General features: G+C 64.1%; 17 protein-coding genes and 7 tRNA genes. 9 read left to right on the top strand and 15 right to left on the bottom strand.

What is annotated here, in order from left to right; genetic code table 11:
- Nucleotides 1–38: 38 nt before the first annotated feature.
- From F7R02_RS06685 to F7R02_RS06650, 8 genes are all read right to left on the bottom strand, one after another.
- Nucleotides 39–115 (bottom strand) — tRNA-Asp (locus tag F7R02_RS06685).
- 28 nt (nt 116–143) lie between these two features.
- A tRNA-Val gene (locus F7R02_RS06680) sits at nt 144–218 on the bottom strand.
- A gap of 11 nt (nt 219–229) precedes the next feature.
- Nucleotides 230–502, bottom strand: coding sequence for a non-specific DNA-binding protein Hbs (hbs, locus tag F7R02_RS06675; RefSeq protein WP_002806049.1), 273 nt, complete (start codon nt 500–502; stop codon nt 230–232).
- A 213-nt stretch (nt 503–715) separates the two neighbouring features.
- Complete coding sequence (gene lon / locus F7R02_RS06670) at nt 716–3,187, bottom strand: endopeptidase La (RefSeq protein ID WP_003483790.1); 2,472 nt, start codon at nt 3,185–3,187, stop codon at nt 716–718.
- Nucleotides 3,188–3,331: 144 nt separating this feature from the next.
- Nucleotides 3,332–4,618, bottom strand: coding sequence for an ATP-dependent Clp protease ATP-binding subunit ClpX (gene clpX / locus F7R02_RS06665; protein ID WP_003483788.1), 1,287 nt, complete (start codon nt 4,616–4,618; stop codon nt 3,332–3,334).
- A 125-nt stretch (nt 4,619–4,743) separates the two neighbouring features.
- On the bottom strand, nt 4,744–5,370 hold the full coding sequence (gene clpP, locus F7R02_RS06660; protein ID WP_002806026.1) for an ATP-dependent Clp endopeptidase proteolytic subunit ClpP: 627 nt from the start codon (nt 5,368–5,370) through the stop codon (nt 4,744–4,746).
- A 92-nt stretch (nt 5,371–5,462) separates the two neighbouring features.
- Nucleotides 5,463–6,755, bottom strand: a complete 1,293-nt coding sequence (tig, locus tag F7R02_RS06655; protein ID WP_011050693.1) for a trigger factor — start codon at nt 6,753–6,755, stop codon at nt 5,463–5,465.
- A gap of 201 nt (nt 6,756–6,956) precedes the next feature.
- Nucleotides 6,957–7,041 (bottom strand) — tRNA-Leu (locus F7R02_RS06650).
- Between the two features lie 245 nt (nt 7,042–7,286).
- On the opposite strand from F7R02_RS06650, the gene F7R02_RS06645 reads away from it, so the two are divergent.
- On the top strand, nt 7,287–8,555 hold the full coding sequence (locus tag F7R02_RS06645) for a PAS domain-containing sensor histidine kinase (RefSeq protein WP_078591282.1): 1,269 nt from the start codon (nt 7,287–7,289) through the stop codon (nt 8,553–8,555).
- A 425-nt stretch (nt 8,556–8,980) separates the two neighbouring features.
- On the opposite strand, the gene F7R02_RS06640 is transcribed toward F7R02_RS06645, so the two are convergent.
- The 4 genes from F7R02_RS06640 to F7R02_RS06625 all read right to left on the bottom strand — a co-directional run bounded on the left by F7R02_RS06640 (nt 8,981) and on the right by F7R02_RS06625 (nt 9,454).
- Nucleotides 8,981–9,056, bottom strand: a tRNA-Lys gene (locus F7R02_RS06640).
- 93 nt (nt 9,057–9,149) lie between these two features.
- Nucleotides 9,150–9,226, bottom strand: a tRNA-His gene (locus F7R02_RS06635).
- Nucleotides 9,227–9,258: 32 nt separating this feature from the next.
- Nucleotides 9,259–9,335 (bottom strand) — tRNA-Arg (locus F7R02_RS06630).
- Nucleotides 9,336–9,377: 42 nt separating this feature from the next.
- A tRNA-Pro gene (locus tag F7R02_RS06625) sits at nt 9,378–9,454 on the bottom strand.
- 150 nt (nt 9,455–9,604) lie between these two features.
- Between F7R02_RS06625 and F7R02_RS06620 the strand changes: the two genes are divergently transcribed.
- Nucleotides 9,605–10,366, top strand: coding sequence for a Bax inhibitor-1/YccA family protein (locus F7R02_RS06620; protein WP_005927840.1), 762 nt, complete (start codon nt 9,605–9,607; stop codon nt 10,364–10,366).
- A gap of 139 nt (nt 10,367–10,505) precedes the next feature.
- On the opposite strand, the gene F7R02_RS06615 is transcribed toward F7R02_RS06620, so the two are convergent.
- From F7R02_RS06615 to grxC, 3 genes are all read right to left on the bottom strand, one after another.
- On the bottom strand, nt 10,506–11,513 hold the full coding sequence (locus tag F7R02_RS06615) for an isocitrate dehydrogenase (RefSeq protein WP_003483762.1): 1,008 nt from the start codon (nt 11,511–11,513) through the stop codon (nt 10,506–10,508).
- Between the two features lie 226 nt (nt 11,514–11,739).
- Nucleotides 11,740–12,135 carry a carboxymuconolactone decarboxylase family protein gene (locus tag F7R02_RS06610; protein ID WP_003483760.1) on the bottom strand — a complete coding sequence of 132 codons (396 nt, stop codon included), beginning with the start codon at nt 12,133–12,135 and terminating at the stop codon, nt 11,740–11,742.
- Nucleotides 12,132–12,440 (bottom strand): glutaredoxin 3, encoded by a 309-nt coding sequence (gene grxC / locus F7R02_RS06605; RefSeq protein WP_003483757.1) that lies wholly within the window; start codon nt 12,438–12,440, stop codon nt 12,132–12,134. The genes F7R02_RS06610 and grxC overlap by 4 nt, the downstream gene beginning before the upstream one ends.
- 149 nt (nt 12,441–12,589) lie before the next feature.
- Between grxC and F7R02_RS06600 the strand changes: the two genes are divergently transcribed.
- The 7 genes from F7R02_RS06600 to F7R02_RS06570 all read left to right on the top strand — a co-directional run bounded on the left by F7R02_RS06600 (nt 12,590) and on the right by F7R02_RS06570 (nt 22,305).
- Entirely contained in the window at nt 12,590–14,236 is a 1,647-nt protein-coding gene (locus tag F7R02_RS06600; protein ID WP_078591281.1) for a M48 family metalloprotease, read from the top strand.
- Between the two features lie 182 nt (nt 14,237–14,418).
- Entirely contained in the window at nt 14,419–15,108 is a 690-nt protein-coding gene (gene phoB / locus F7R02_RS06595) for a phosphate regulon transcriptional regulator PhoB (RefSeq protein WP_003483753.1), read from the top strand.
- Between the two features lie 72 nt (nt 15,109–15,180).
- Nucleotides 15,181–16,509, top strand: a complete 1,329-nt coding sequence (phoR, locus tag F7R02_RS06590) for a phosphate regulon sensor histidine kinase PhoR (protein ID WP_005915906.1) — start codon at nt 15,181–15,183, stop codon at nt 16,507–16,509.
- 112 nt (nt 16,510–16,621) lie between these two features.
- Entirely contained in the window at nt 16,622–18,724 is a 2,103-nt protein-coding gene (gene ppk1 / locus F7R02_RS06585; RefSeq protein ID WP_003483747.1) for a polyphosphate kinase 1, read from the top strand.
- Nucleotides 18,725–18,902: 178 nt separating this feature from the next.
- Nucleotides 18,903–20,423 carry an exopolyphosphatase gene (ppx, locus tag F7R02_RS06580; protein WP_172397296.1) on the top strand — a complete coding sequence of 507 codons (1,521 nt, stop codon included), beginning with the start codon at nt 18,903–18,905 and terminating at the stop codon, nt 20,421–20,423.
- 222 nt (nt 20,424–20,645) lie between these two features.
- Nucleotides 20,646–21,782, top strand: coding sequence for a glycosyltransferase family 4 protein (locus tag F7R02_RS06575; RefSeq protein WP_078591279.1), 1,137 nt, complete (start codon nt 20,646–20,648; stop codon nt 21,780–21,782).
- A complete protein-coding gene (locus F7R02_RS06570; RefSeq protein ID WP_011050667.1) occupies nt 21,763–22,305 on the top strand; it encodes a phosphatase PAP2 family protein in 543 nt (180 codons plus the stop codon). Before F7R02_RS06575 ends, F7R02_RS06570 begins: the two co-directional genes overlap by 20 nt.
- The last annotated feature ends 459 nt before the right edge of the window (nt 22,306–22,764 follow it).

Here is a 22,764-nt window from a genome sequence, read left to right as displayed (position 1 = left end):
AAAAAGCCCCCGGCACAAGGCCGAGGGCTTGGTATAACTGGCGGAGCGGACGGGACTCGAACCCGCGACCTCCGGCGTGACAGGCCAGCATTCTAACCAGCTGAACTACCGCTCCGCGCTTGAAACGTTTGCCTGGTGCTTAATGGTGGGTGCTGAGGGTTTCGAACCCCCGACCCTCTCCGTGTAAGGGAGACGCTCTACCGCTGAGCTAAGCACCCCAGCCATTCGATTAGTTTACTGCATCCTTCAGGGCTTTACCAGCCTTGAATGCAGGATTCTTCGAAGCAGCGATCTTGATGCTGTCGCCGGTCTTCGGATTGCGGCCGGTGCGCTCAGCGCGCTCGCGGACCTGGAAGGTACCGAAGCCAACGAGGGTGACGGCGTCGCCCTTCTTCAGTGCCTTGGTGATTTCGCTCACAACCGCGTCAACAGCACGGCCAGCTTCAGCCTTGGAGATGTCAGCGGCAGCGGCAACGCCATCGATCAATTCGGTTTTATTCATTCTTGAAACTCCCTTTGCGGCAGATGCCGCGGAATCGACAATCGGCGCTCTTGCCGTAAGCGAAGAACCCGACACAAGTGGTATCGCATGACGCATCACATTTGCCGCGCCCACGAGTCGTGCATTTATACCAGCGCCCCCAACAGCACGCAAGCCAAAACCCAATAACGACGCGGGTTTTGGCTTGTTTTGACGAGGCTCAGACAGCCCTCGTTAGTGCTTGACGCGGGTACCGGGTGTGCTACGCGACTTGCCGCGCACGGTCACGCGCGAGGCCGCCTTGCGTGCCTTTTCCTTGCTGGCCTTCTTCGGCGCAAGCGGACGTTCCAACGCCAGATCGAGCACCTCGTCGATCCACTTCACCGGCACGATCTTCAGATCGCGGGTCACGTTTGGCGGGATGTCGGCCAGATCCTTGCGGTTCTCGTCGGGGATCAGCACGGTGCGGATGCCGCCGCGCAGGGCCGCCAGCAACTTCTCCTTCAAGCCACCGATTGCCGATACCCGCCCGCGCAGGGTGATCTCGCCAGTCATCGCCACATCGGCGCGGATCGGCACCCGGGTCAGTATCGACACCAGCGAGGTCACCATCGCGATACCTGCGCTTGGGCCGTCCTTGGGCGTGGCGCCGTCGGGCACATGCACATGCACGTCCTGCTTTTGCAGGAAATCCACATCGATGCCAAGTCGCTCGGCGCGCGAACGCACCACCGACAATGCAGCCGATGCCGATTCCTTCATGACATTGCCGAGCTGGCCGGTGAGGATCAGGTTGCCCTTGCCTGGCACCAACGTGGACTCGACCTGCAACAGCTCACCACCGACTTCGGTCCATGCCAGACCCGTGACCAGACCGATCTCGTTCTCTTCTTCGGCACGGCCAAAGTCGAATCGACGCACGCCCAGATACTTGTCGAGATTCTTGGCATTGACGGTGACCAGCGCCTTCGGCTTGCCCTTCTTGGCGACCGCCTTCTTGGCCGCCGGTTGCGGACCTGCGAGCGCGATTTCCTTGACCACCTTGCGGCAGATCTTGGCCACCTCGCGTTCGAGATTACGCACACCCGACTCACGTGTGTAATACCGCACGATGTCCTGGATCGCATCGCTGGCGATCTCGATCTCCTCCGGCTTCAAGCCGTTGGCCTTGATCTGCTTGGGCACCAGATAGCGCGTGGCGATGTTGAGCTTCTCATCCTCGGTGTAGCCGGGGATGCGGATCACCTCCATGCGGTCCAGCAACGGGCCCGGGATATTGAGCGAGTTGGAGGTGGCGACGAACATCACCTCCGACAGGTCCAGATCGACTTCCAGATAGTGGTCGTTGAACGAATTGTTCTGCTCTGGATCGAGCACTTCCAGCAGTGCCGACGACGGGTCGCCACGGAAGTCCATCGACATCTTGTCGATTTCGTCCAGCAGGAACAGCGGGTTCTTGCTGCCGACCTTGTTGAGGTTCTGCACCAGGCGGCCCGGCATCGAACCGACATAGGTCCGGCGGTGGCCACGGATTTCGGCCTCGTCGCGAATGCCGCCCAGGCTCATGCGCACGAACTTGCGGTTGGTCGCCTTGGCGATCGACTGCCCGAGCGAGGTCTTGCCCACGCCCGGCGGACCGACCAGGCACAGGATCGGCCCCTTCATTTGCTTCACGCGCGACTGCACCGCCAAGTACTCAAGGATGCGCTCCTTGACCTTGTCCAGGCCATAGTGATCGGCGTCCAGCGTGTCTTCAGCAACCTTGAGGTCCTTGCGCACCTTGGTGCGCTTTTTCCACGGCACGCCCAGCAGCCAGTCCAGATAATTGCGCACCACGGCCGCCTCAGCGGACATCGGCGACATCTGCTTGAGTTTGTTGAGCTCGGCCTTGGCCTTGGTCTCGACCGGCTTGGGCATGCCCGCCTCGGCGATCTTGCGCGCCAGCTCTTCCAGCTCGCCAGGCGCATCGTCCAGGTCGCCCAGCTCCTTCTGGATCGCCTTCATCTGCTCGTTGAGGTAGTACTCGCGCTGGCTCTTTTCCATCTGCGACTTCACGCGGCCGCGGATGCGCTTTTCCAGCTGCTGCACGTCGATTTCGCCATCGACCAGGCCGACCAGCAATTCCAGCCGCTCGCCGATGTCGGTGATCTCCAGCAGGCGCTGCTTGTCGGCCAGACGCACACCGATGTGGGCGGCGATGGTGTCCGCCAGACGGCCCGGCTCATCGATGCCAGCCAAGGTCTGCAGCAGTTCCGGCGGCAGCTTGCGATTGGTCTTGACGTACTGTTCGAACAGCGACATCAGCGACCGCGCAATCGCTTCCACCTCGCGCGGCTCGCGCGCGTCGCTGGCTTCGATTTCGGTGCCCTGCCCCTGCAATGCGCCGTCCTGCTCGACAACCTTGTCCACGGTGACCCGTGACAGACCCTCGACCAGCACCTTGATGGTGCCGTCGGGGAGCTTGAGCAGCTGCAGCACCTGCGCCAGGGTACCGACGGTATACAGATCGCCGGCAGCCGGGTCGTCGGTCTCGGCCGACTTCTGCGCGACGAGCAGGATGCGCTTGTCCGCCTCCATCGCCTTTTCCAGCGCACGCATCGACTTGTCGCGGCCGACGAACAGCGGGATCACCATGTGCGGAAACACCACCACGTCGCGCAGCGGCAACACCGGCAGATCGAGAACTTCTGGTTGGGACTGGGCCATGGGGCACTCCGCAGGAATGGGGGTTTTTGGGGCAGTAAAAAGCCGATGGCCCCGTTATGGGGCCATCGACGAGGTGTTGCAAGTAGCGTTAGGAAAGCGGTTATCCGCCAGCGAGGCCGAGGCCTGGCGAGGCGGCCAACGGACTCAGTCTCCGGACGCAGCCTTGGCCGGCGCCGGTTGCGCCTGGTAGATCAGATACGGCTCGGATTTGTGCTCGATCACCGACTCGTCCACCACGACCTTGCTGACGTTTTCCTGCGACGGCAGCTCGTACATCGTGTCCAGCAGCACCGATTCGACGATGGTGCGCAGGCCACGCGCGCCGGTCTTGCGCTTGAGCGCCTTCTTGGCGATCGCAGACAGGGCGTCGGGGCGGAACTCCAGCTCCACACCTTCCATGTCGAACAGCTTCTTGAACTGTTTGGTGATGGCGTTCTTGGGCTCGGTCAGGATCTTGATCAACGCCGGCTCGTCCAGCTCTTCGAGCGTGGCGACCACCGGCAGACGGCCGACGAACTCGGGAATCAGGCCGAACTTGATCAGATCTTCCGGCTCGACTTCGGCCAGGATCTTGCCCACTTCCTGCTTGCGCTCGCTGCTCTTGACCTTGGCGCCGAAGCCGATGCCACCAGCGTCGTTGGAACGCTGCTGGATCACCTTGTCCAGGCCGGCGAATGCGCCGCCGCAGATGAACAGGATGTTCTTGGTGTCGACCTGCAGGAATTCCTGCTGCGGGTGCTTGCGGCCGCCCTGCGGCGGCACCGAGGCAACCGTGCCTTCGATCAGCTTGAGCAGCGCCTGCTGCACGCCTTCACCGGACACATCGCGGGTGATCGACGGGTTCTCGCTCTTGCGCGAGATCTTGTCGATCTCGTCGATGTAGACGATGCCCTGCTGCGCCTTTTCGACGTCGTAATCGCACTTCTGCAACAGCTTCTGGATGATGTTTTCCACGTCCTCGCCGACATAGCCGGCTTCGGTGAGCGTGGTGGCATCGGCGATCGTGAACGGCACATTGAGCAAGCGCGCCAGCGTTTCGGCCAGCAGGGTCTTGCCCGACCCGGTCGGGCCGACCAGCAGGATGTTGGATTTCGCCAGCTCCACATCATCGTTCTTGCTGCGGCTCTCGATACGCTTGTAGTGGTTGTACACCGCTACCGCGAGCGTACGCTTGGCGCGCAGCTGCCCGATCACGTATTGATCCAGTACCTCGAGAATCTCGCGCGGCTTGGGCAGGCTGGAACGTGCCGACTGCGCCTTCTCTTCGAGTTCCTCGCGGATGATGTCGTTGCACAGCTCAACGCACTCATCGCAGATGAATACGCTGGGACCGGCAATCAGCTTACGGACTTCATGCTGACTCTTACCGCAGAACGAGCAGTAGAGAATCTTGTTGCTGTCGCCGGAACGACCTTGGCGGTCTTCGCTCATGCTTCTGTTACCCAGTTACCCCACCCGATGCACGGGGGTTCGATTTCGAGAATAGCACAGGGCCGGGAGGACATTCGCCCCGCCCGACCCTGCCGGTTTTTCCTGCAATTCCAATGACTTGAAGATCAAGACGGCTGGATCGACTCTTCTGGACGACGTTCGAGCACCTGATCCACCAGGCCGTAGGCCTGCGCATCGACTGCACTCTTGAAATTGTCGCGTTCGGTGTCGCGCGCAATGGTCTCCAGCGATTGGCCGGTATGCTTGGCCAGGATCTCGTTCAAGCGCGAACGCAAGGTCAGGATCTCACGCGCGTGGATATCGATATCGGTCGCCTGGCCCTGGAAGCCACCCAGCGGCTGATGGATCATCACGCGCGAATTCGGCAGCGCGTAACGCTTGCCTGCCGCACCCGAGGCCAGCAGCAGCGCGCCCATCGAGGCGGCCTGGCCGACACAGATGGTGCTGACGTCCGGCTTGATGTACTGCATGGTGTCGTAGATCGCCATGCCGGCGGTGACCACGCCACCGGGCGAATTGATGTAGATGCTGATGTCCTTTTCCGGGTTATCCGCTTCCAGGAACAGCAGCTGGGCCACGATCACGTTGGCCATGTGGTCGTCGATCGGACCGACCAGGAAGATCAGACGCTCCTTCAGCAGACGCGAGTAGATGTCGTACGCACGCTCGCCACGGCTGGTCTGCTCGACCACCATGGGCACCAGGTTCAGGGCTTTGGTCACAATGCTCATCAGTCTTCCCGTTGTGGCAGCGGCCTGTGCCGCTGCCCGTGTTCGACATCCGCACCCCTGACTGCGGGCGCGGTTCTTCTCTTACTGCCGGATCAGACGCGGATGGCGTCCTGGAACGACAGCGACTGCTCGGTGTGCTGGGCGCGCTCGGCGATCCAGTCGATCACCTGCTCTTCCATCACGCGGCTCTGCAGCCCGTTCATCAGTTGGGGGTCGTTGCGGTACATCTCAATGACCTGTTCCGGCTCTTCGTAGGTCGAAGCGATCAGACGCAGCGTTTCGCTGACGCGCTTGGATTCCAGGCGCAATTCGTTGCGGCGCGCCACTTCGCCCACCAGCAGACCGACCAGCACGCGCTTGGCGGCGGCATCCATGAATCCCTGGTGCGCGTCGGCCGGCACCTGACCCGGATCGCGACCGCTGCGGCGGACCTGCTCGACCTGCTGGGCCAGCATCGAACGCGCTTCGCTCTCGACTAGACGCGGCGGCATTTCGACATGCGCGTAGGCGGCAATCAGCTGCTCGCCCACTTCGCGGCGCAGGCGGTTCATCAGCGCACCCTTGAGCTCGCGCTCCAGGTTGGTGCGGATATCGGCGCGGAACTGCTCGGCATCGCCACTCTTCACGCCGAAGCTCTTGATGAAGTCCTTGTCCACTGCCGGCAACACCGGCTCGGAGACTTCGACTGCCTTGACGTGCACCTGCACGGTCTTGCCCGCCAGCTGCGGCACGCGCCATTCGGCGGGGAAATCGACGGTCAGGGTCTTTTCTTCACCCTTGGTGAGGCCTTCCAGGCCCTTTTCGATCTGGTCGAACATCACGCCCGAACCCAGCACGCTGCTGCCGGTCTCCACGCCTTCGGCGGGCAGACGCTCGTCGCCGGCCTGCGACCAGGTCTCCAGCGCCACCAGGTCGCCGACCTGCGCACCGCGCTCGACCGGATTCCAGGTGCGGCGCTGCAGGCGCAGGTTTTCGATCATCTGGTCGATGTCGGCATCGGTCACTTCAGCGGTCGCGCGCACCACCGACAGCTTGGTCACGTCGATGTCGCCGAAATCCGGCACCACTTCGAAGGTGGCGACGAAGTCGAAATCGGTCTCGCCCTGATCGATACGCGGGTTGCCGGCCAGACGCAACGAGTGCTCGCGCACGGCCGAATCGAAGGTCTCACGCAGCAGGCCTTCCATCGCCTCGGCACGCACCTGCTGACCGAAGCGCTGCTCGATCACCTTGGTCGGCACCTTGCCGGGACGGAAGCCCTTGATGCGCGTGGTCCGCGCAAGCTCGCGCAGGCGGCCACCGACGTGCGTCTCCAGGCGCTCCTGCGGCAGGGTGAAGGTCAGTCGGCGTTCCAGATTGCCGGTGGATTCGATCGATGCTTGCATGTTGACTCCTGCCACCGACAGCGCACAGCGTCGGCACGAGATGGAAGATGCGGGTTGACGGATGGCGAGAATGCCGCCGAGCCTTGTAGTTTCGCCGATAACGGCGGCCGCTGCCAGCGGCATGCACGCAGCGGCCTCACGGACAGAAGCGACCGGTTTGCAGGAAGTGCAACGGCCGGAACCCACACGGCCGCGCGGCATTGGTGCGAAAGGGGGGACTCGAACCCCCACGCCTTGCGGCGTCAGAACCTAAATCTGGTGCGTCTACCAATTCCGCCACTTTCGCAATGCCGTAGATGCCCGGCTATTGTTGCAGGGATGCCCGTAAAGAAAAAGCGCCGAAAAGCCCGAAGCGTGTGACTACGCGATGGGCACGGTGATGGCCTCACGTGGAGACTTGAGGCGCTGCCCGAACAAGGGAGTGCAGTGTCCCCGCCTGAATCCAGACAAAGCCCGTATTGTCCACCAATACATCGCAGCAGCAGGATTTGCGAAAATTCCGTTAATTTCAGCCCAAGGGCACCAGTCGCGATGCGAGACCGATATCGCCAGATCGTGGCACTGTCGCGCGATTGCATTAAAGAGATCGATCTGGACGGTCGGATCATGTCGGTCAATCTCAACGGGCTGGTCGGACTTGGGGCCAGTTCTGCGGATCAGATTCTTGCCCGCCCCTGGCGCGAACTCTGGCCGCCCGAAGCGGCAGCCATGGTGGATGCAGCCATGGCCGCGGCGGCGAAGGGCGCAACCCGGGAATTCGAGGCCAGTTGCGTGAACCTGGCCGGCGTGCGCCAGACCTGGCAGGTCGTCACCAGCCCATTGTTCGACGAGCAAGGCCAGGTCGAAGCCATCTTGGCGGTGAGCAAGAATGTCTCCGACCGCCGCGCGCTGGAAGCAGCCTTTCACACCCTGGACAGCACCCTGACGGCAGAACGCGCGTCTTCCACCAACGCCCTGATGCTGGCGCGCGCACGCGAAACCTCGCTGTCGACCGAGCTGCACAGCCTGCGCGATTCGCACGAGCGCATCGAAGGCGACCTGGACATCGCGCGCGCCGCACAGAAGGCAGCCGAGAAGATCGCCGAGCAGGCGCAGAAAGGCGAAGCGGTAGGACAACTGCTGGCCGGCGTGGTCCACGATTTGAACAACGTGCTGCAGGCCGCCACATCGGCGATCAATCTGGTCGTGCAGCGCGCGCAGATCGACGCCCACGATGCCAAGCTGCTCAGCGTTGCGGACGCGGCGCTTCAACACGGCGCGGTGATGGCGCGGCGCCTGGTCGGCTTCTCGCGCCATTACCCCTATAGCCCCGAGGCGGTGGATCTGGCCGAACTGGCAGAACAGCTCAGCCCGTTACTGCAACAGGTGGTTGGCGCAGAACTGCGGTTACGGCTGCACACCGGCAACGGCGGGTGTTGTGCCATGGTCGACCGTCATACCGTGGAGCGCGCCATCCTGAATCTGGTGATCAATGCCCGCGATGCCTGTGCCAGCGGCGACAGCATCAGCGTGGAAACCGGCGAAACCTTCGTCACTGAAGAAGATGCGCAACTGGCCAAACCGGCAGGGCATTACATGACCCTCGCCGTCGCCGACACCGGGCACGGCATGGACAGCGTGGTGCAGGCGCGTTTGTTCGAGGCCTACTTCACCACCAAGCACGCCAGCAAGGGCGCCGGCCTGGGATTGGCGCAGGTCTATAGCGCAGTGCGCCAGGCCGGCGGTTTTGTAGAAGTCTTCTCGGCGCCAGGCCAGGGCGCGCGTTTCGTGCTGGCATTTCCGCGCGTGCAGCGAAGCTAGACGCCTGCATTGCTGGCCTTACACGCAGGCGCTGGTGACATGGCTGCCTGCGGCAATTGCTTGCAGACCGCAGAGCACGTCGCGCCACGCGCTCACCACAGGCAATGACGTGGCGCCGCAGTGGCGCACGGCGATACTTCCGGCATCGCTGACGATGTGACCGGGGTTCAATCGCTGACGCCGGCTGCGGCAACCGCACCCCAGCCAGGCATTCGATGATGAGCTTCGCCCAAAGGCTTTGAAGAGCCATCGGTATCCAAATCAGACGTTGGCGATGCCGGCGCTATCGCGAAGCTGCAGCACCGCCGTCGCGACGCCAACCTATCGCTGGTCTCGATTCGTTTACAGCAGGCCCAACGAGCGCGCGCGCCGCTTTCAATCCTGGAAAAAGAAAAGCACCTAGGCAGTGCCTAAGTGCTTTTATTTGGTGGGCCGTCAAGGATTCGAACCTTGGACCTATTGATTAAGAGTCAACTGCTCTACCAACTGAGCTAACGGCCCTGAAACTGGTGGCACATTGTATGTGCATTTTTGCTTTGTTGCAACACCCTGTGACACATCGGGTCAAACATACCTGCAATTTCTCGTCATCAGTGGGGTGGCTGAGGGGACTCGAACCCCCGACATCTGGAATCACAATCCAGTACTCTAACCAGCTGAGCTACAGCCACCACTGAAAACCTGCTTCCTACCGTACCGCCGATGGCGCGCCCGACAGGACTCGAACCTGTAACCGCCGGCTTAGAAGGCCGGTGCTCTATCCGGTTGAGCTACGGGCGCCCGGACCGAACTTCGCATTCCCACGCCGTCGAAAGCTCGGAATGGTCGGGGTAGAGGGATTCGAACCCCCGACATCCTGCTCCCAAAGCAGGCGCGCTACCAGACTGCGCTATACCCCGGCGGGACCTTTCAATCCCGAAGGCTCGAAAGGTCGGCTATTTTGGGAACGATTGGCCTCGCTGTCAATCACCCTGTGCAACTTGACCGATCAGCTATCCTCGCACCAACGTTCGCCAGTAGGGTGAGCATTATTTTCATGGAGAACACGCATGCGTAGTGGTAACCCTGCCCTTCGGGAATCCACATTCCTCGACTCCGGCTCCGGCTCGGTCGTCACCCGCGACGGCCAGGCGATGACCCTCAACGGCACGGTCAACAAGACCGGCGCGTTGTTGCTGATGGCGGTGATCACGGCCGCCTTCGCCTGGTCGCAATCGATCGGCGCCGATGGCATGCCGCTGCCCGTCGCGCGTATCTACATGATCGCCGGCGCGATCGGCGGCCTGGTGTTCGCATTGGCCACCAGCTTCAAGCCGACCTGGGCACCGATTACGGCGCCGCTGTACGCACTGATCGAAGGCTTCTTCCTCGGCTCGATCTCGGCGGTGTACGAAGCACGCTTCAACGGCATCGTGTTCCAGGCCGTCCTGCTCACTTTCGGCACCCTGTTCGCGCTGCTGTTCGCGTACCGCAGCGGCATGATCAAGGCCACCGAGAACTTCAAGCTGGGTGTGGTCGCAGCCACTGGCGGCATCGCGCTGGTATATCTGGCGACCATCGTGCTCGGCTTGTTCGGTGTGCGCATCCCTTTCATCCACGACTCGGGCCTGATCGGCATTGGTTTTAGCCTGTTCGTGGTGGTGGTGGCGGCATTGAACCTGGTGCTGGACTTCGACTTCATCGAGAGCGGCGTCGAGCACGGAGCGCCCAAGCACATGGAGTGGTACGGCGCATTCGGCCTGATGGTGACGCTGGTGTGGCTGTACATCGAGTTCCTGCGCCTACTGTCGAAGCTGCAGTCGCGCAATTGAGTGGGGAATTGGGAATCGGGATTGGGGAATCGTCAGAGCGATTTCCTGCAATCGATAAGCAGATACGGCTTCTCAGCGACTTCCGAGCAAAACAAAAGGCGCCTTAGGCGCCTTTTGTTTAAGCGATCACCCAGTGCGCTCAGAGGCGGCTGGCGATGGCCTTGGCGAAGCCCATGGTGTTGCCGGTGCCGCCCAGGTCGGGGGTCAGCGAATCCTTGGCTTCCAGGGTGGCGACGATGGCTTCGCGCAGGCGCTCGGCATTCTGCGGCTGACCGATGTGGTCGAGCATCTGCGCCGCGCCCAGCAGCAGCGCGCACGGGTTGGCCTTGCCCTGCCCTGCGATATCCGGCGCCGAGCCGTGCACGGCTTCGAAGATCGCCGCGTCCAGACCGATGTTGGCGCCCGGCGCCAGGCCCAGGCCGCCGACCAGACCGGCGCACAGGTCGGAGATGATGTCGCCGAACAGGTTGGTGGTCACGATGATGTCGAATTGCTCGGGACGCATCACCAGCTGCATGCAGGTGTTGTCGACGATCATTTCCTGGAATTCGATTTCCGGATACTGTGCGGCCACATCGCGTGCCACCTTCAGGAACAGGCCCGAGGTCGACTTGATGATGTTGGCCTTGTGCACGGCGGTGACCTTCTTGCGGCCGGTGCTCTTGGCCAGCTCGAAGGCGTAGCGCACGATGCGCTCGGAGCCCTTGCGGGTGATCCGGGTGCCGGAGAACGCGGTCTCGCCATCCTCGGACACCGTCTGGCCTTCGCTCAGATACGCACCTTCGGTGTTTTCGCGGACCGTGATCAGGTCAACGCCGTCGGCAAAACGCGACTTGGTGTTCGGGAACGACTTGGCCGGACGCACGTTGGCGTACAGGTCGAACTTGCGACGCATGGCGACGTTGATCGAGCTGAAACCCTCGCCGACCGGCGTGGTCAGCGGACTTTTCAGCGCCACCTTGTTCTTGGTGATCGACGCCAGAGTGGACTCGGGCAGCAGATCGCCGTGCTTTTCCAGCGCAACCAGGCCGGCGTCGGCGTATTCGTAGGTCAGGCCAGCCTGCAGCGCGTCGAGCACGAACAGCGTGGCATCCATGATCTCCGGGCCGATGCCGTCGCCGCGGATGACCGTGATTGTCTGCGTCATAACGTTGGGTTTCCGAACTTGAAGGGGGGAGCGCCAGCCGCAATACCCGGCAAAGCGGCGCAAGGAGGTTTCACGGGCAATTATGCCCGATGCCGGTGAAGGCGCCCAAACCGACCTTGGTCTAAGAGTGCAAGTGCCCGAACGCAACGCGCCGCCTCGGTGGGCGGCGCGTGCGTTACTGGCTGTGACGAACCCCGATCGCCACGTGCGCGCCGCAGCAACACGCTCAGTCGTGTGCGTGCTGGGCCGGCGCCTGCGCGCCGCCTTCGAGCTGGTCCAGGAAATCCACCGCGCGGCGCAGATGCGGGATGACAATGGAGCCGCCGACCACCAGGCCGACCGAGAAGGTCTCGAAGAACTCTTCCCGGCTCACGCCGGCTTCCTTGCACTGGGCCACGTGATAGCTGATGCAATCGTCGCAGCGCAGCACCATCGAGGCGACCAGGCCGAGCAGTTCCTTGGTCTTCACGTCCAGCGCGCCGGCTTGGTAGGTCTGCGTGTCCAGCGCGAAGAACCGCCGCACCACCTGGTTCGGCTCGGCCAGGATGCGCTGGTTCATGCGCTGGCGGAATTGCGTGAACTCGCGCAGGCGGTCGGCGCTGCCCTCGTCGGAACCACTCATGCCCGGCCGCCCGCGCTGCCGGCCAGCAGCGGCTCGAGCTTGCCGGCACGATGCATGGCCATCATGTCGTCGTAGCCACCCACATGGACGTCGCCGACGAAGATCTGCGGCACGCTGGTGCGCTTGGCCAGGGCGACCATCTTGTCGCGCTCGGCCGGGTCCAGGTCGATCCGCACCTCGGTCCAGGTCTTGCCCTTGCTCTTGAGGAAGTTCTTGGCCGCCACGCAATACGGGCAGATGGCAGAGGAATACAGGGTGATCTGCGGGCCGGAGGCCGCGTCCTGATCGGTATGGTCTTGGCTCACGGGAAACTCCGTGGTTGGTGTGAGGTCTGACACATGGTACCGGGCGACTGGAATTTCCACGTCGTCACCGCAACACTGTGGGTTAACCGACGATTCACGCCTCTGCGCCGGGCTGCCCGCATGCTCCGCGCACCACATGGGAGTTCCACTTGCGCCTGCTACCGCTCGCCACTGCCCTCACGCTGGCCGTTGCCATCGGTGTGGCACCTGCGCAGGAAAGTCGCCTTCCCGACATCGGTTCGTCGGCCGGCGAGTTGCTGACCCCCGCTCGCCAGGCCGAATACGGCCGGATGATGCTGGCCGAGCTGCGCAACTACGACTACGTGCTGGACGACCCGCTGATTACCGATTGGCTGCAGACCATGGGCACCCGGCTGGGCGCCAACAGCGACCAACCGCAGCAACCGTTTACGTTCTTCATGCTGCGCGACCGCCAGATCAATGCATTCGCCACGTTGGGCGGCTACATCGCGGTCAATGCCGGGCTGGTGTTGACCGCCGAGCGCGAGGACGAAGTGGCGGCGGTGCTGTCGCACGAAATCGCCCACGTCACCCAGCAGCACGTGCTGCGTGGAGTGGAGCGTGCGCAACGTGACCAGATTCCGATCCTGCTCGGCATGCTGGCGGCGGTGGTGGCAGCGCAGCAGGCCGGCGGCAACTCCAAGGGCGACGCCACCATGGCCACCATCACCAGCGCGATGGGGCTGATGCAGCAGCGCCAGATCGACTACACCCGCTCCAACGAATCCGAAGCCGACCGGCTGGGCATCCGCACGTTGGCGCGCAGCGGCTACGACGTGGATGCGATGGCCGGCTTCTTCGAGCGCATGTCGGTGGCGATGCGCGCCAACGAGGGTGGCTACAGCGCGCCGGATTTCCTGCAGACCCACCCGGTGACCGTCACCCGCATCAGCGAAGCCAAGTCGCGCGCCGAACAGATGAAGAAGAACACCGTGGTGCTGACGACCTCGGTGCCGGGCGGGACGCGCCAGGAGCGCGTAGACCCGGCCGACCCGTCGCTGTCGGAGCCGCTCAGCCGCAATGGCAACGCGCTGCTCCCTTACGCGCTGCGGTTGCCGGTGGATGCGCTCAGCCGCGGCGCCGACCAGCAGGGCTTCGATTGGGCCAAGGAGCGCCTGCGCGTGCTCAGCGCAGCCACGCCGGATGCGGCCATTCGCGAGTACGAAAACCTGCGTCGCAGCGCCAAACAAGGCTTGAGCGATCCGCAGCGCTATGGCCTGGCGCTGGCGCGGCTGCGCAACAGCGGCGGGCGGCCGGGCGAGCCGGCGGCCGAGCTGACCAGCCTGCTCGAGGCACATCCGGACAACTTATGGCTGGCGCTGGGCCTGAGCGAGGCGCAGGCGCGCACAGGTCCGCGAGAAGCGGCCAATGCCCGCTTCGATGCGCTGCTCAAGCAATTGCCGAACAACCGCGCGGTCGCGCTGACCTATGCCACTGCGCTCAACGAGCAGGCCAGCAAGGAGTCCGGCCAGCGCGCGCGCCAGGTGCTGGAGCCGTTGTTGCACCGGAGCAGCGACGACCCGCTGCTGCAACAGAGCTACGCCCGTGCTTGCGAGCTGTCCGGCGACCAATTGCGCGCCAGCGAGGCGTATGCGGAAGCGGCGTTCTTGAACGGTCGCGCCGAACAGGCGTTGATCCAGCTGGAAGCACTGAAAAAGAAAGATCTCGACTATGTGACACGGGCGCGCGTGGACGCGCGCATCGCCGCGATCACCCCAACCGTGCTGGAGCTGCGTCGCCAGGGCATCCGCGACCCGGATTTGTCCACGCGCTGATCGCTGACGCGTTGCCGGCTCTTCACGGCAGCAGGGTGTCGGACGGCCGCCTGCCGGTAACGAAACTGCGCAGTCCGCTTCACGGGTCGTTGCCGCCGCGCAGGCGCCGCCGACGATGTCACATTAGAGTCACAAAACCGTAGTCTACTGGCGATCAACCAAAGCCAGACGGTAAGCCCCGCGTGCAGAAACGCATTCTGATCGTCGATGACGAACCCGCGATCCGCGACATGGTGGCGTTCGCGCTGCGCAAAGGCGAGTTCGAGCCCATCCATGCCGGCGATGCCCGCGAGGCGCAAACCGCCATCGCCGACCGCGTGCCGGACCTGATCCTGCTGGACTGGATGTTGCCAGGCACCAGCGGGCTGGACCTGGCAAGGCGCTGGCGCAAGGAGCAGCTGACCCGCGAGATTCCGATCATCATGCTCACCGCGCGCGGCGAAGAAAACGACCGCGTCGGCGGCCTGGAAGCCGGCGTCGACGATTATGTGGTCAAGCCGTTCTCGGCGCGCGAGCTGCTGGCACGCATCCGCGCGGTGATGCGGCGCACCCGCGAAGACGACGAAGACGGTAGCGTGGCGGTAGGCAAGCTGCGCATCGACGGCGCCGCGCACCGGGTGTTCGCTGGCGATGCACCGGTGCCGATCGGCCCGACCGAATATCGGCTGCTGCACTTTTTCATGACACACCCCGAGCGCGTGTATACGCGTACCCAGCTACTGGACCATGTCTGGGGCGGCAGCGTGTATGTGGAAGAGCGCACCATCGACGTGCATATCCGCCGCCTGCGCAAGACGCTGGAACCGTTCGGGCTGGAAAACATGGTGCAGACCGTGCGTGGCTCCGGCTATCGTTTTTCTTCGGCGACCTGACGTGCCGCAAAGCCACCCGGCCACAGTCCGGCCGGGTGGCTGCCTACCTGACGCTTCGTGGTAACGCCTTCCATGCCTCAACACATCCGTTCCGCCTGGCTCAAGACGCTCGGCACCCTCGCGCTGTTGTTGGGCGCTGCCGTCGTCGCCGGCGTGCTGATCGGCCATGTGTGGATGGCGCTGACGCTCACCGCCTTGGGCGTGCTGGCCTGGCATTACTGGCGGCTGCGTCAGGTGCTGCGGCGGCTGACCGCACGCCAGCGTGCCGAGCCGGCGGCCGGGATCGGCGCCTGGAACGAACTGGACCGGCTGCTGTATCGCAGCCAGGCCGAAATGCGCGCGCGCAAGCGGCGCCTGATCGAAATGTTGCGCACCTACCGCGCGGCGGCGCAGGCGCTACCGGATGCGGTGGTGGTCGTAGATCGCAACAGCCAGCGCGTGCAGTGGTTCAACAAGGCGGCCGGCGGTTTGCTCGGCCTGCACCATCCCGGCGACATGGGCGTGTCGATCGTGGAGCGGCTGCAGCCGTTGCCGCTGGCGCATTGGCTGGCGGCCGGGCGCAATGCCGAGCCGATGCTGGATGCCGCCTCGCCGGCAGACCCGGATCTGCGCCTGAATCTGCGCCTGATTCCCTACTCCGACGACTACTGGCTGCTGGTGGCGCGCGATGTCAGCAAGCTGCTGCGGCTGGAACAGGTGCGCCGCGATTTCGTGGCCAACGTCTCGCATGAACTGCGCACCCCGCTGACGGTGGTGCACGGTTATCTGGACATGCTCGACCCGGAAGATTTCCCCGATTCGGGCCCGATGCTGGCGGAAATGCGCAAGCAATCCCAACGCATGGCGCAGCTGGTCGAAGACCTGTTGACGCTCTCGCGGCTGGAATCGCAGGAAGAACTCGGCGAAGAACACGTGGCGATGGCGCCGATGCTGTCGACCTTGCGCCGCGAGGCCGAGGCGCACAGCCAGGGTCGCCATACCGTGGAGGTGATCGACGAGGCCGGCGTGGACCTGCTCGGCTCCAACAAGGAGCTGCACAGTGCGTTTTCCAATCTGGTGACCAATGCGGTGCGCTACACGCCCGGCGGCGGCACGGTGACGATCCGTTTCGTGCGCGAAGGCGATGGTGCGGCGCTGGCAGTGCGCGACACCGGTTATGGCATTCCCGCCTCGCACCTGCCGCGCATCACCGAACGCTTCTACCGCGTCTCCAGCAGCCGCTCGCGCGAGAGCGGCGGCACCGGGCTGGGGCTGTCGATCGTCAAGCACATCCTGGGGCTGCATCAGGCGCGCCTGGACATCGAAAGCGAAGTGGGGCGCGGCAGCGAATTCTCGTGTCATTTCGTACCGGCGCGCGTCGTGCAGCGCGAGCAATCGGTGCCACTGTCACGCTCGGCGTGATATGTAGTCAGTGCGCGCCGCAGCGCGCTGCGATGGACGCGTCTGCCACGCGCCGCATTGCCTGCGTTGCGCGCACCAGGCAATTACACAACCCGTCTTGACGATCGATTCCATGGGCCACGCCAAAGAACTGCACGACATCACACCCGGCGACGACGTCGCCACCGATCCGTTGCGTGATCCGGCGCTGTACATCAACCGCGAGCTGTCGCAGCTGGACTTCAATTTCCGGGTGCTGGCGCAGGCGCTCGACGAGCAGGTGCCATTGCTGGAACGGCTGCGCTTCCTGTGCATCTCGTGCACCAACCTGGACGAGTTCTTCGAGATCCGCGCGGCCACCGTGCGGCACGCCCAGGAGTTCGGGCTGCCGCCGGCACCGGACGGGCTGAGCCCGACCGCCATCCTCAACGCGGTGCACGATCGCGCCGCCAAGTTGGTCGAGCAGCAATACCACGCGTGGAACGAGGTGCTGCGGCCGGCGATGGAAGACGCAGGCGTTGCGGTGCTCAGCCGCTCGGCATGGACGGCGCGCCAGAAACGCTGGCTGCGTGCGTATTTCCGCAACGAGATCATGCCGGTGCTGTCGCCGCTGGGCCTGGACCCGGCGCACCCGTTCCCGAAGATCCTCAACAAGACCTTGAACATCGTGGTGGTGCTGGAAGGCCAGGACGCGTTCGGTCGCGCCGGGCATCTGGCCATCGTGCGCGCGCCGCGTTCGCTGCCCCGCATCATCCAGCTGCCGGCAAGCCTGTCGCCGGAGGGCACGCAGAGCTTCGTGTTCCTGTCGTCGGTGTTGTCCGAATTCGTCGACGAGCTGTTCCCGGGTATGCAGGTGATGGGCTCGTACCAGTTCCGCGTCACCCGTAATTCCGAGCTGGTGGTGGACGAGGAAGAAGTCGAAAACCTGGCGCTGGCCCTGCGCGACGAATTGGTCACGCGCGGCTACCGGCCGGCGGTGCGGCTGGAGATCGCGCACGATTGCCCGGCACCGATCCTGCGCACCTTGTTGCAGAATTTCGGCCTGAACGAGAACGCGGTGTATCGCATCACCGGGCCAGTCAATCTGAGCCGCGTCACGCAGGTCTATGACCTGGTGCAGCGCCCCGAACTCAAGTACCCATCGTTCAATCCGCGCACCTTGCGCGACAGCGAGGGCATCTTCGAGATCGTCAAAAAAGGCGATGTGTTGCTGCATCACCCCTTCGATGCATTTACCGCGGTGCTGGATGTCATCCGCCAGGCCGCAGTCGACCCGAACGTGCTGGCGATCAAGCAGACGCTGTATCGCACCGGCAAGGATTCGTTGATTGTCGATGCGCTGATTCTGGCCGCGCGCAACGGCAAGGACGTCACCGTGGTGGTGGAATTGCGTGCGCGCTTCGACGAAGAAGCCAACCTGGGCCTGGCCGACAAACTGCAGGAAGCCGGCGTGCAGGTGGTCTACGGCGTGGTCGGCTTCAAGACCCACGCCAAGATGCTGCTGATCGTGCGGCGCGAGGGCCGCAAGCTCAAACGCTACGTACACCTGGGCACCGGCAATTACCACAGCGGCACCGCGCGCCTGTATACCGACATCAGCCTGATCACCGCCGATGCCGAGATCGGCAACGATGTGCACATGCTGTTCCAGCAGTTGTCCGGGCTTGCGCCGCGCATGAAGCTGGACCAGTTGCTGCAGTCGCCGTTTACGCTGCATGCGGGGGTGTTGAAGCGGATCGATCGGGAGACACGGTTGGCCCGCAAGGGTCGCCCGGGCCGCATCATCGCCAAGATGAACGCCCTCAACGAACCGCAGGTGGTGCGTGCGTTGTACACGGCGTCGCAGGCCGGGGTGCAGATCGATCTGATCGTGCGCGGGGCCTGCACGCTGCGTCCCGGGGTGCCAGGCGTGTCCGACAACATCCGCGTGCGTTCGATCGTGGGCCGCTTTCTGGAACATAGCCGCGTGTACTGGTTCGGCAACGACGGCGCTGCCGAGTTGTACTGCGCCAGTGCCGACTGGCTGGAACGCAATCTGCTGCGGCGGGTGGAGACCTGCTTCCCGATCCTGGAACCGGACCTGGCCAAGCGCGTCTACCGCGAAGTGCTGCAGAACTATCTGGACGACAACGTCAGCGCCTGGGAGCTGGACGCCGAGGGCGTGTACCACAAGCGCACTCCCGCACCGGGCGAGCCGGCGCATTCGGCGCAGATGACCTTGCTCGAGCGGATCTGAGCGCTCACTGCAGCGACCAAGGTGGCAAGCCGCTTGCGCAGGCTTGCGGCATGCCCATTACGGCGACCGGCCGTCCGCTCCCCAGCGCTTCCAATACCGAGCGCGTGCGCCTGCAGCTGGGCGCACGCATGGCCTCTCACGTGGCCAACAGCCCATCGGCTACCATGCGGCCATGCCAATGCCCTCCCCCACGATTCCGCCCCTGCGCGATGGCGATTTTCTCGCCGCCATCGACCTAGGCTCCAACAGTTTCCACATGGTCATTGCGCGCTACCTGATGGGTCAGCTGCGTGTCGTCGATCGCCTGCGCGAGACCGTGCGCATGGCCGATGGCCTGGATGGCAAAGGTGGGCTCTCCAACGAAGCGCGTCAGCGCGCACTGGAATGCCTGGCGCGGTTTGGCCAGCGCATTCGCGACGTGCCTTCGCTACGCGTGCGCGCGCTAGCGACCAACACGGTGCGTCAGCTGCGTTCGCCGCAAGCGTTTTTGATGCCGGCCGAAACCGCGCTGGGTCATGCGATCGAAGTGGTCAGCGGGCGCGAGGAAGCACGCCTGATCTATCTGGGCGTGGCGCATGCGCAACCGCCCAAGCCCGACCAACGCCGGCTGGTGATCGACATCGGCGGCGGCTCGACCGAGTTCATCATCGGCCGCGGGTTTCAGACGCTGGAACGCGAGAGTCTGCAGGCCGGATGCATTGCCAGCACGCGGCGGTTTTTCCCGGGCGGCAAATTGTCGAAGAAGAAATGGAAGGACGCGCTGACCGAGATCGGCGCCGAGTTCCAGCAGTTCGCCGGCCAGTACAAGGCGCTGGGCTGGCATGAGGCGATCGGCTCGTCCGGCACGCACAAGGCCATCGGCGAGATGTGCGCTGCAATGAAGCTGACCAAGGGGGCGATCACGGCGCAGGCGCTGCCGGCGCTGCGCGAGGAGTTGCTCAAGGCCAAGCGCATCGAAGACATCCAGCTGCTCGGTCTGGCCGCCGAACGGCGGCCCATCATCGCCGGTGGCATCTTGGTGCTGGAAGCTGCGTTCCAGGCGCTGGGGCTGGAGAAACTGATGGTCAGCAAGGCGGCGATGCGCGAAGGCATCCTGTACGACATGCTTGGCCGCGGCGGCGAAAACGACCCGCGCGACAGTTCGGTGACCTCGCTGATGCAACGCTACGGCATCGACGAAGTACAGGCGCAGCGCGTGGAAGCCACCGCCTGCCGCCTGTTCGACCAGGTCTGCGAATCCTGGCAACTGGATGGCGACGACGCGCAGGTACTGCGCCGCGCCGCGCGACTGCACGAGCTGGGGCTGATCATTGCGCACAGCCAGTACCACGTGCACGGCAGCTACATCCTGGAACACTCGGATATCGCGGGTTTTTCGCGGCAGGAACAGCAGGTGCTGGCCTCGCTGGTGCGCACGCACCGGCGCAATGTGCCCAAGACCGCCTTCGATGCACTGCCCGACCGCCTGCTGCTGCCGACCCGACGCAAGGCCGCACTGCTGCGACTGGCGGTGTTGCTGCACCGCGCGCATGAGTCCGACCCGATCCCGACCCTGGAACTCACCGCCGACGACACCCGGTTGTCGTTGATCCTGTCGCAAAGCTGGATCGACTCGCGCCCGCTGCTGCGCGCCGACCTGATCGGCGAAGTCGACAGCATGGCCGGGCTGGGAATTGCGTTCAAACCGTTTGTGACCTGAGGCCTGCGGCCTCAGACGGGAATCGGAATCGGGAATAGTCCGCCACGGCGCTCTTAGAAGTTTCTGAGTGGTGTCGATGGCGCCGAACCGGTGCAACACGCTGCCTTTGCGATTCCCGATTCCCGATTCTCCATTCCCGTCACAGCTGTCACCGCCACGTCTTCTCGGCGCAACATCAATGCCATCGCGCTCCCGGAAGCTAGTCAAAACGGGAGAACGGGCATGCGCTACACGATCGTTACCGAAACCTATCCCCCCGAGGTCAACGGTGTTGCGTTGACCGTGCACGGTCTGGAAAGCGGTCTGCGCGCGCGTGGACACCAGGTGGATGTGGTGCGGCCACGCCAGAGCGCCGATACCGCGCCGACCGATGCGCTGCTGGTGCGTGGCGCATCGCTGCCGCGCTACCCGGGATTGAAATTTGGCCTCCCGGCCACGCAACGCCTCCTCCGTCATTGGCGCAGTACGCAACCGGACGCGATCTATGTGGCCACGGAAGGCCCCCTGGGCTGGTCGGCAATGCGCGCAGCCCGCCGGCTTGGCATTCCGGTCGCCACCGGCTTCCACACCCGCTTCGACGAATACCTGCCCGATTACGGCGCTGCCTGGCTGCAGGGCACCGCGTTGCGCTGGATGCGGCGCTTCCACAACCAGGCCGACGCCACCCTGGTGCCCACGCGCGAGCTGCAGCAGTTCCTGCGCAATGATGGCTTCGAACGCGTGCAATTGCTGGCGCGCGCAGTGGACAGCCAGCAATTCGATCCGAACCGTCGCGATTTCGCATTGCGCGCCGATTGGGGCATCGAAGGCGAAGGCTTTGCCGCCATCTATGTGGGGCGCATCGCCAGCGAAAAGAATCTGCCGCTGGCCGTGCGCGCCTTTCGCAAACTGCAGCAGATCCGCCCCAAGGCACGCTTCGTATGGGTGGGCGATGGCCCGGCGCGCGAGAAGCTTGCGCACGACAATCCGGACCTCATTTTCTGCGGCGTCCAGCGTGGCGATGCCTTGGCGCGTCACTTCGCCAGCGGTGACCTGTTCCTGTTCCCGAGCCGCAGCGAAACCTTCGGCAATGTGACGCTGGAAGCGATGGCCAGCGGCGTGGCGACGGTCGCCTTCGATTACGGGGCGGCGCGCGAATATCTGCGCAACGGCCATACCGGCGCGGCGGTGGAAACCGATGAGGCCTTCATCCAGGCCGCCGTCGCGCTCACCGAAGACGACGCGTTGCGCCGGCGCATGGGCACGGCGGCGGCGCAGGCGATGAAGAAATTGCATCCAGACAATGTGGTCTCCGACTTCGAGGCCTTGTTGCTGGGAATCAGCGCTGGACGGGGGCGTTATGTCGTCAACGCGGCTTGAGGTCTTGCGCGGCCACGAAGCGCGCTGGTGCCGACGCGCCAATCTCTGGTGCCGACGCAACCCGGTACGGCGCGTCTTCGCCACCATCAGCCGGCTGGGCGACGGCGTGTTCTGGTACGCCCTGATGGGGTTGTTGGTGGTGCTCGACGGCATGGACGGCGTGCGCGCATCGGCGCATATGGCCGCCACCGGCGTGCTTGCATTGACATTGTACAAGGCGCTCAAACGCTGGACCCGCCGCCCGCGCCCGTATGCGGCGGACGTGCGTATTCGCGCATGGGTGGCGCCGCTGGACGAGTTCAGTTTCCCCTCCGGCCATACCTTGCACGCGGTGTCCTTCAGCATCGTGGCGCTGGCCTACTACCCCTGGCTGGCCCCCTTGCTGGTGCCGTTTTCGGCAGGCGTGGCGCTCTCGCGGGTGGTGCTGGGGCTGCATTATCCCAGCGACGTGCTGGCCGCCACGCTGATCGGCGTGCTGCTGGCCAGCCTGTCGTTGTGGGGGTTGCCGGTGGTGTTGGGGTAAGCGCTAGCCAATGGCGGAACGCGGCTTACGGACCGGCAGGCGGACAGACGGACGGACGAGCAACCGGGACGGAACCAGGCAGGCAGCAGCGCGGCTTCGCCTGACCCTTCTCCCAGCGGGACATTGTCCTCCGTCATGGGGGGAAGGTGCCCGCAGGGTCGGATGAGGGTACGACCAAGCCTCATGCACTTATCGTCGACTGTTTTTGCACGATCGACTGTTGCTGATAAAGAAACACACAGCGCAGCTGTGCCGCCTCAGCGTGTGGCTTCGCCGCGTACCCTCACCCCTCCCCCTCTCCGCAGGGAGAGGGGCGCGCTGCGTTTTCGCTCTTGCATGAAAGCGGCTGCGCGTAACGCTCTGGCGCCGAGCAATGTTCACGAACGCCACGCCTGCATGATCCTTGAATCCTGACCCGAATCTCGCAACCCGAATTCCTGTCCCCGCCCCTGACCGCCC

The organism is Xanthomonas cissicola (genome assembly GCF_008801575.1).
Taxonomy (GTDB): Bacteria; Pseudomonadota; Gammaproteobacteria; order Xanthomonadales; family Xanthomonadaceae; genus Xanthomonas; species Xanthomonas cissicola.
This window is presented reverse-complemented; position numbering and strand designations above follow the sequence as displayed.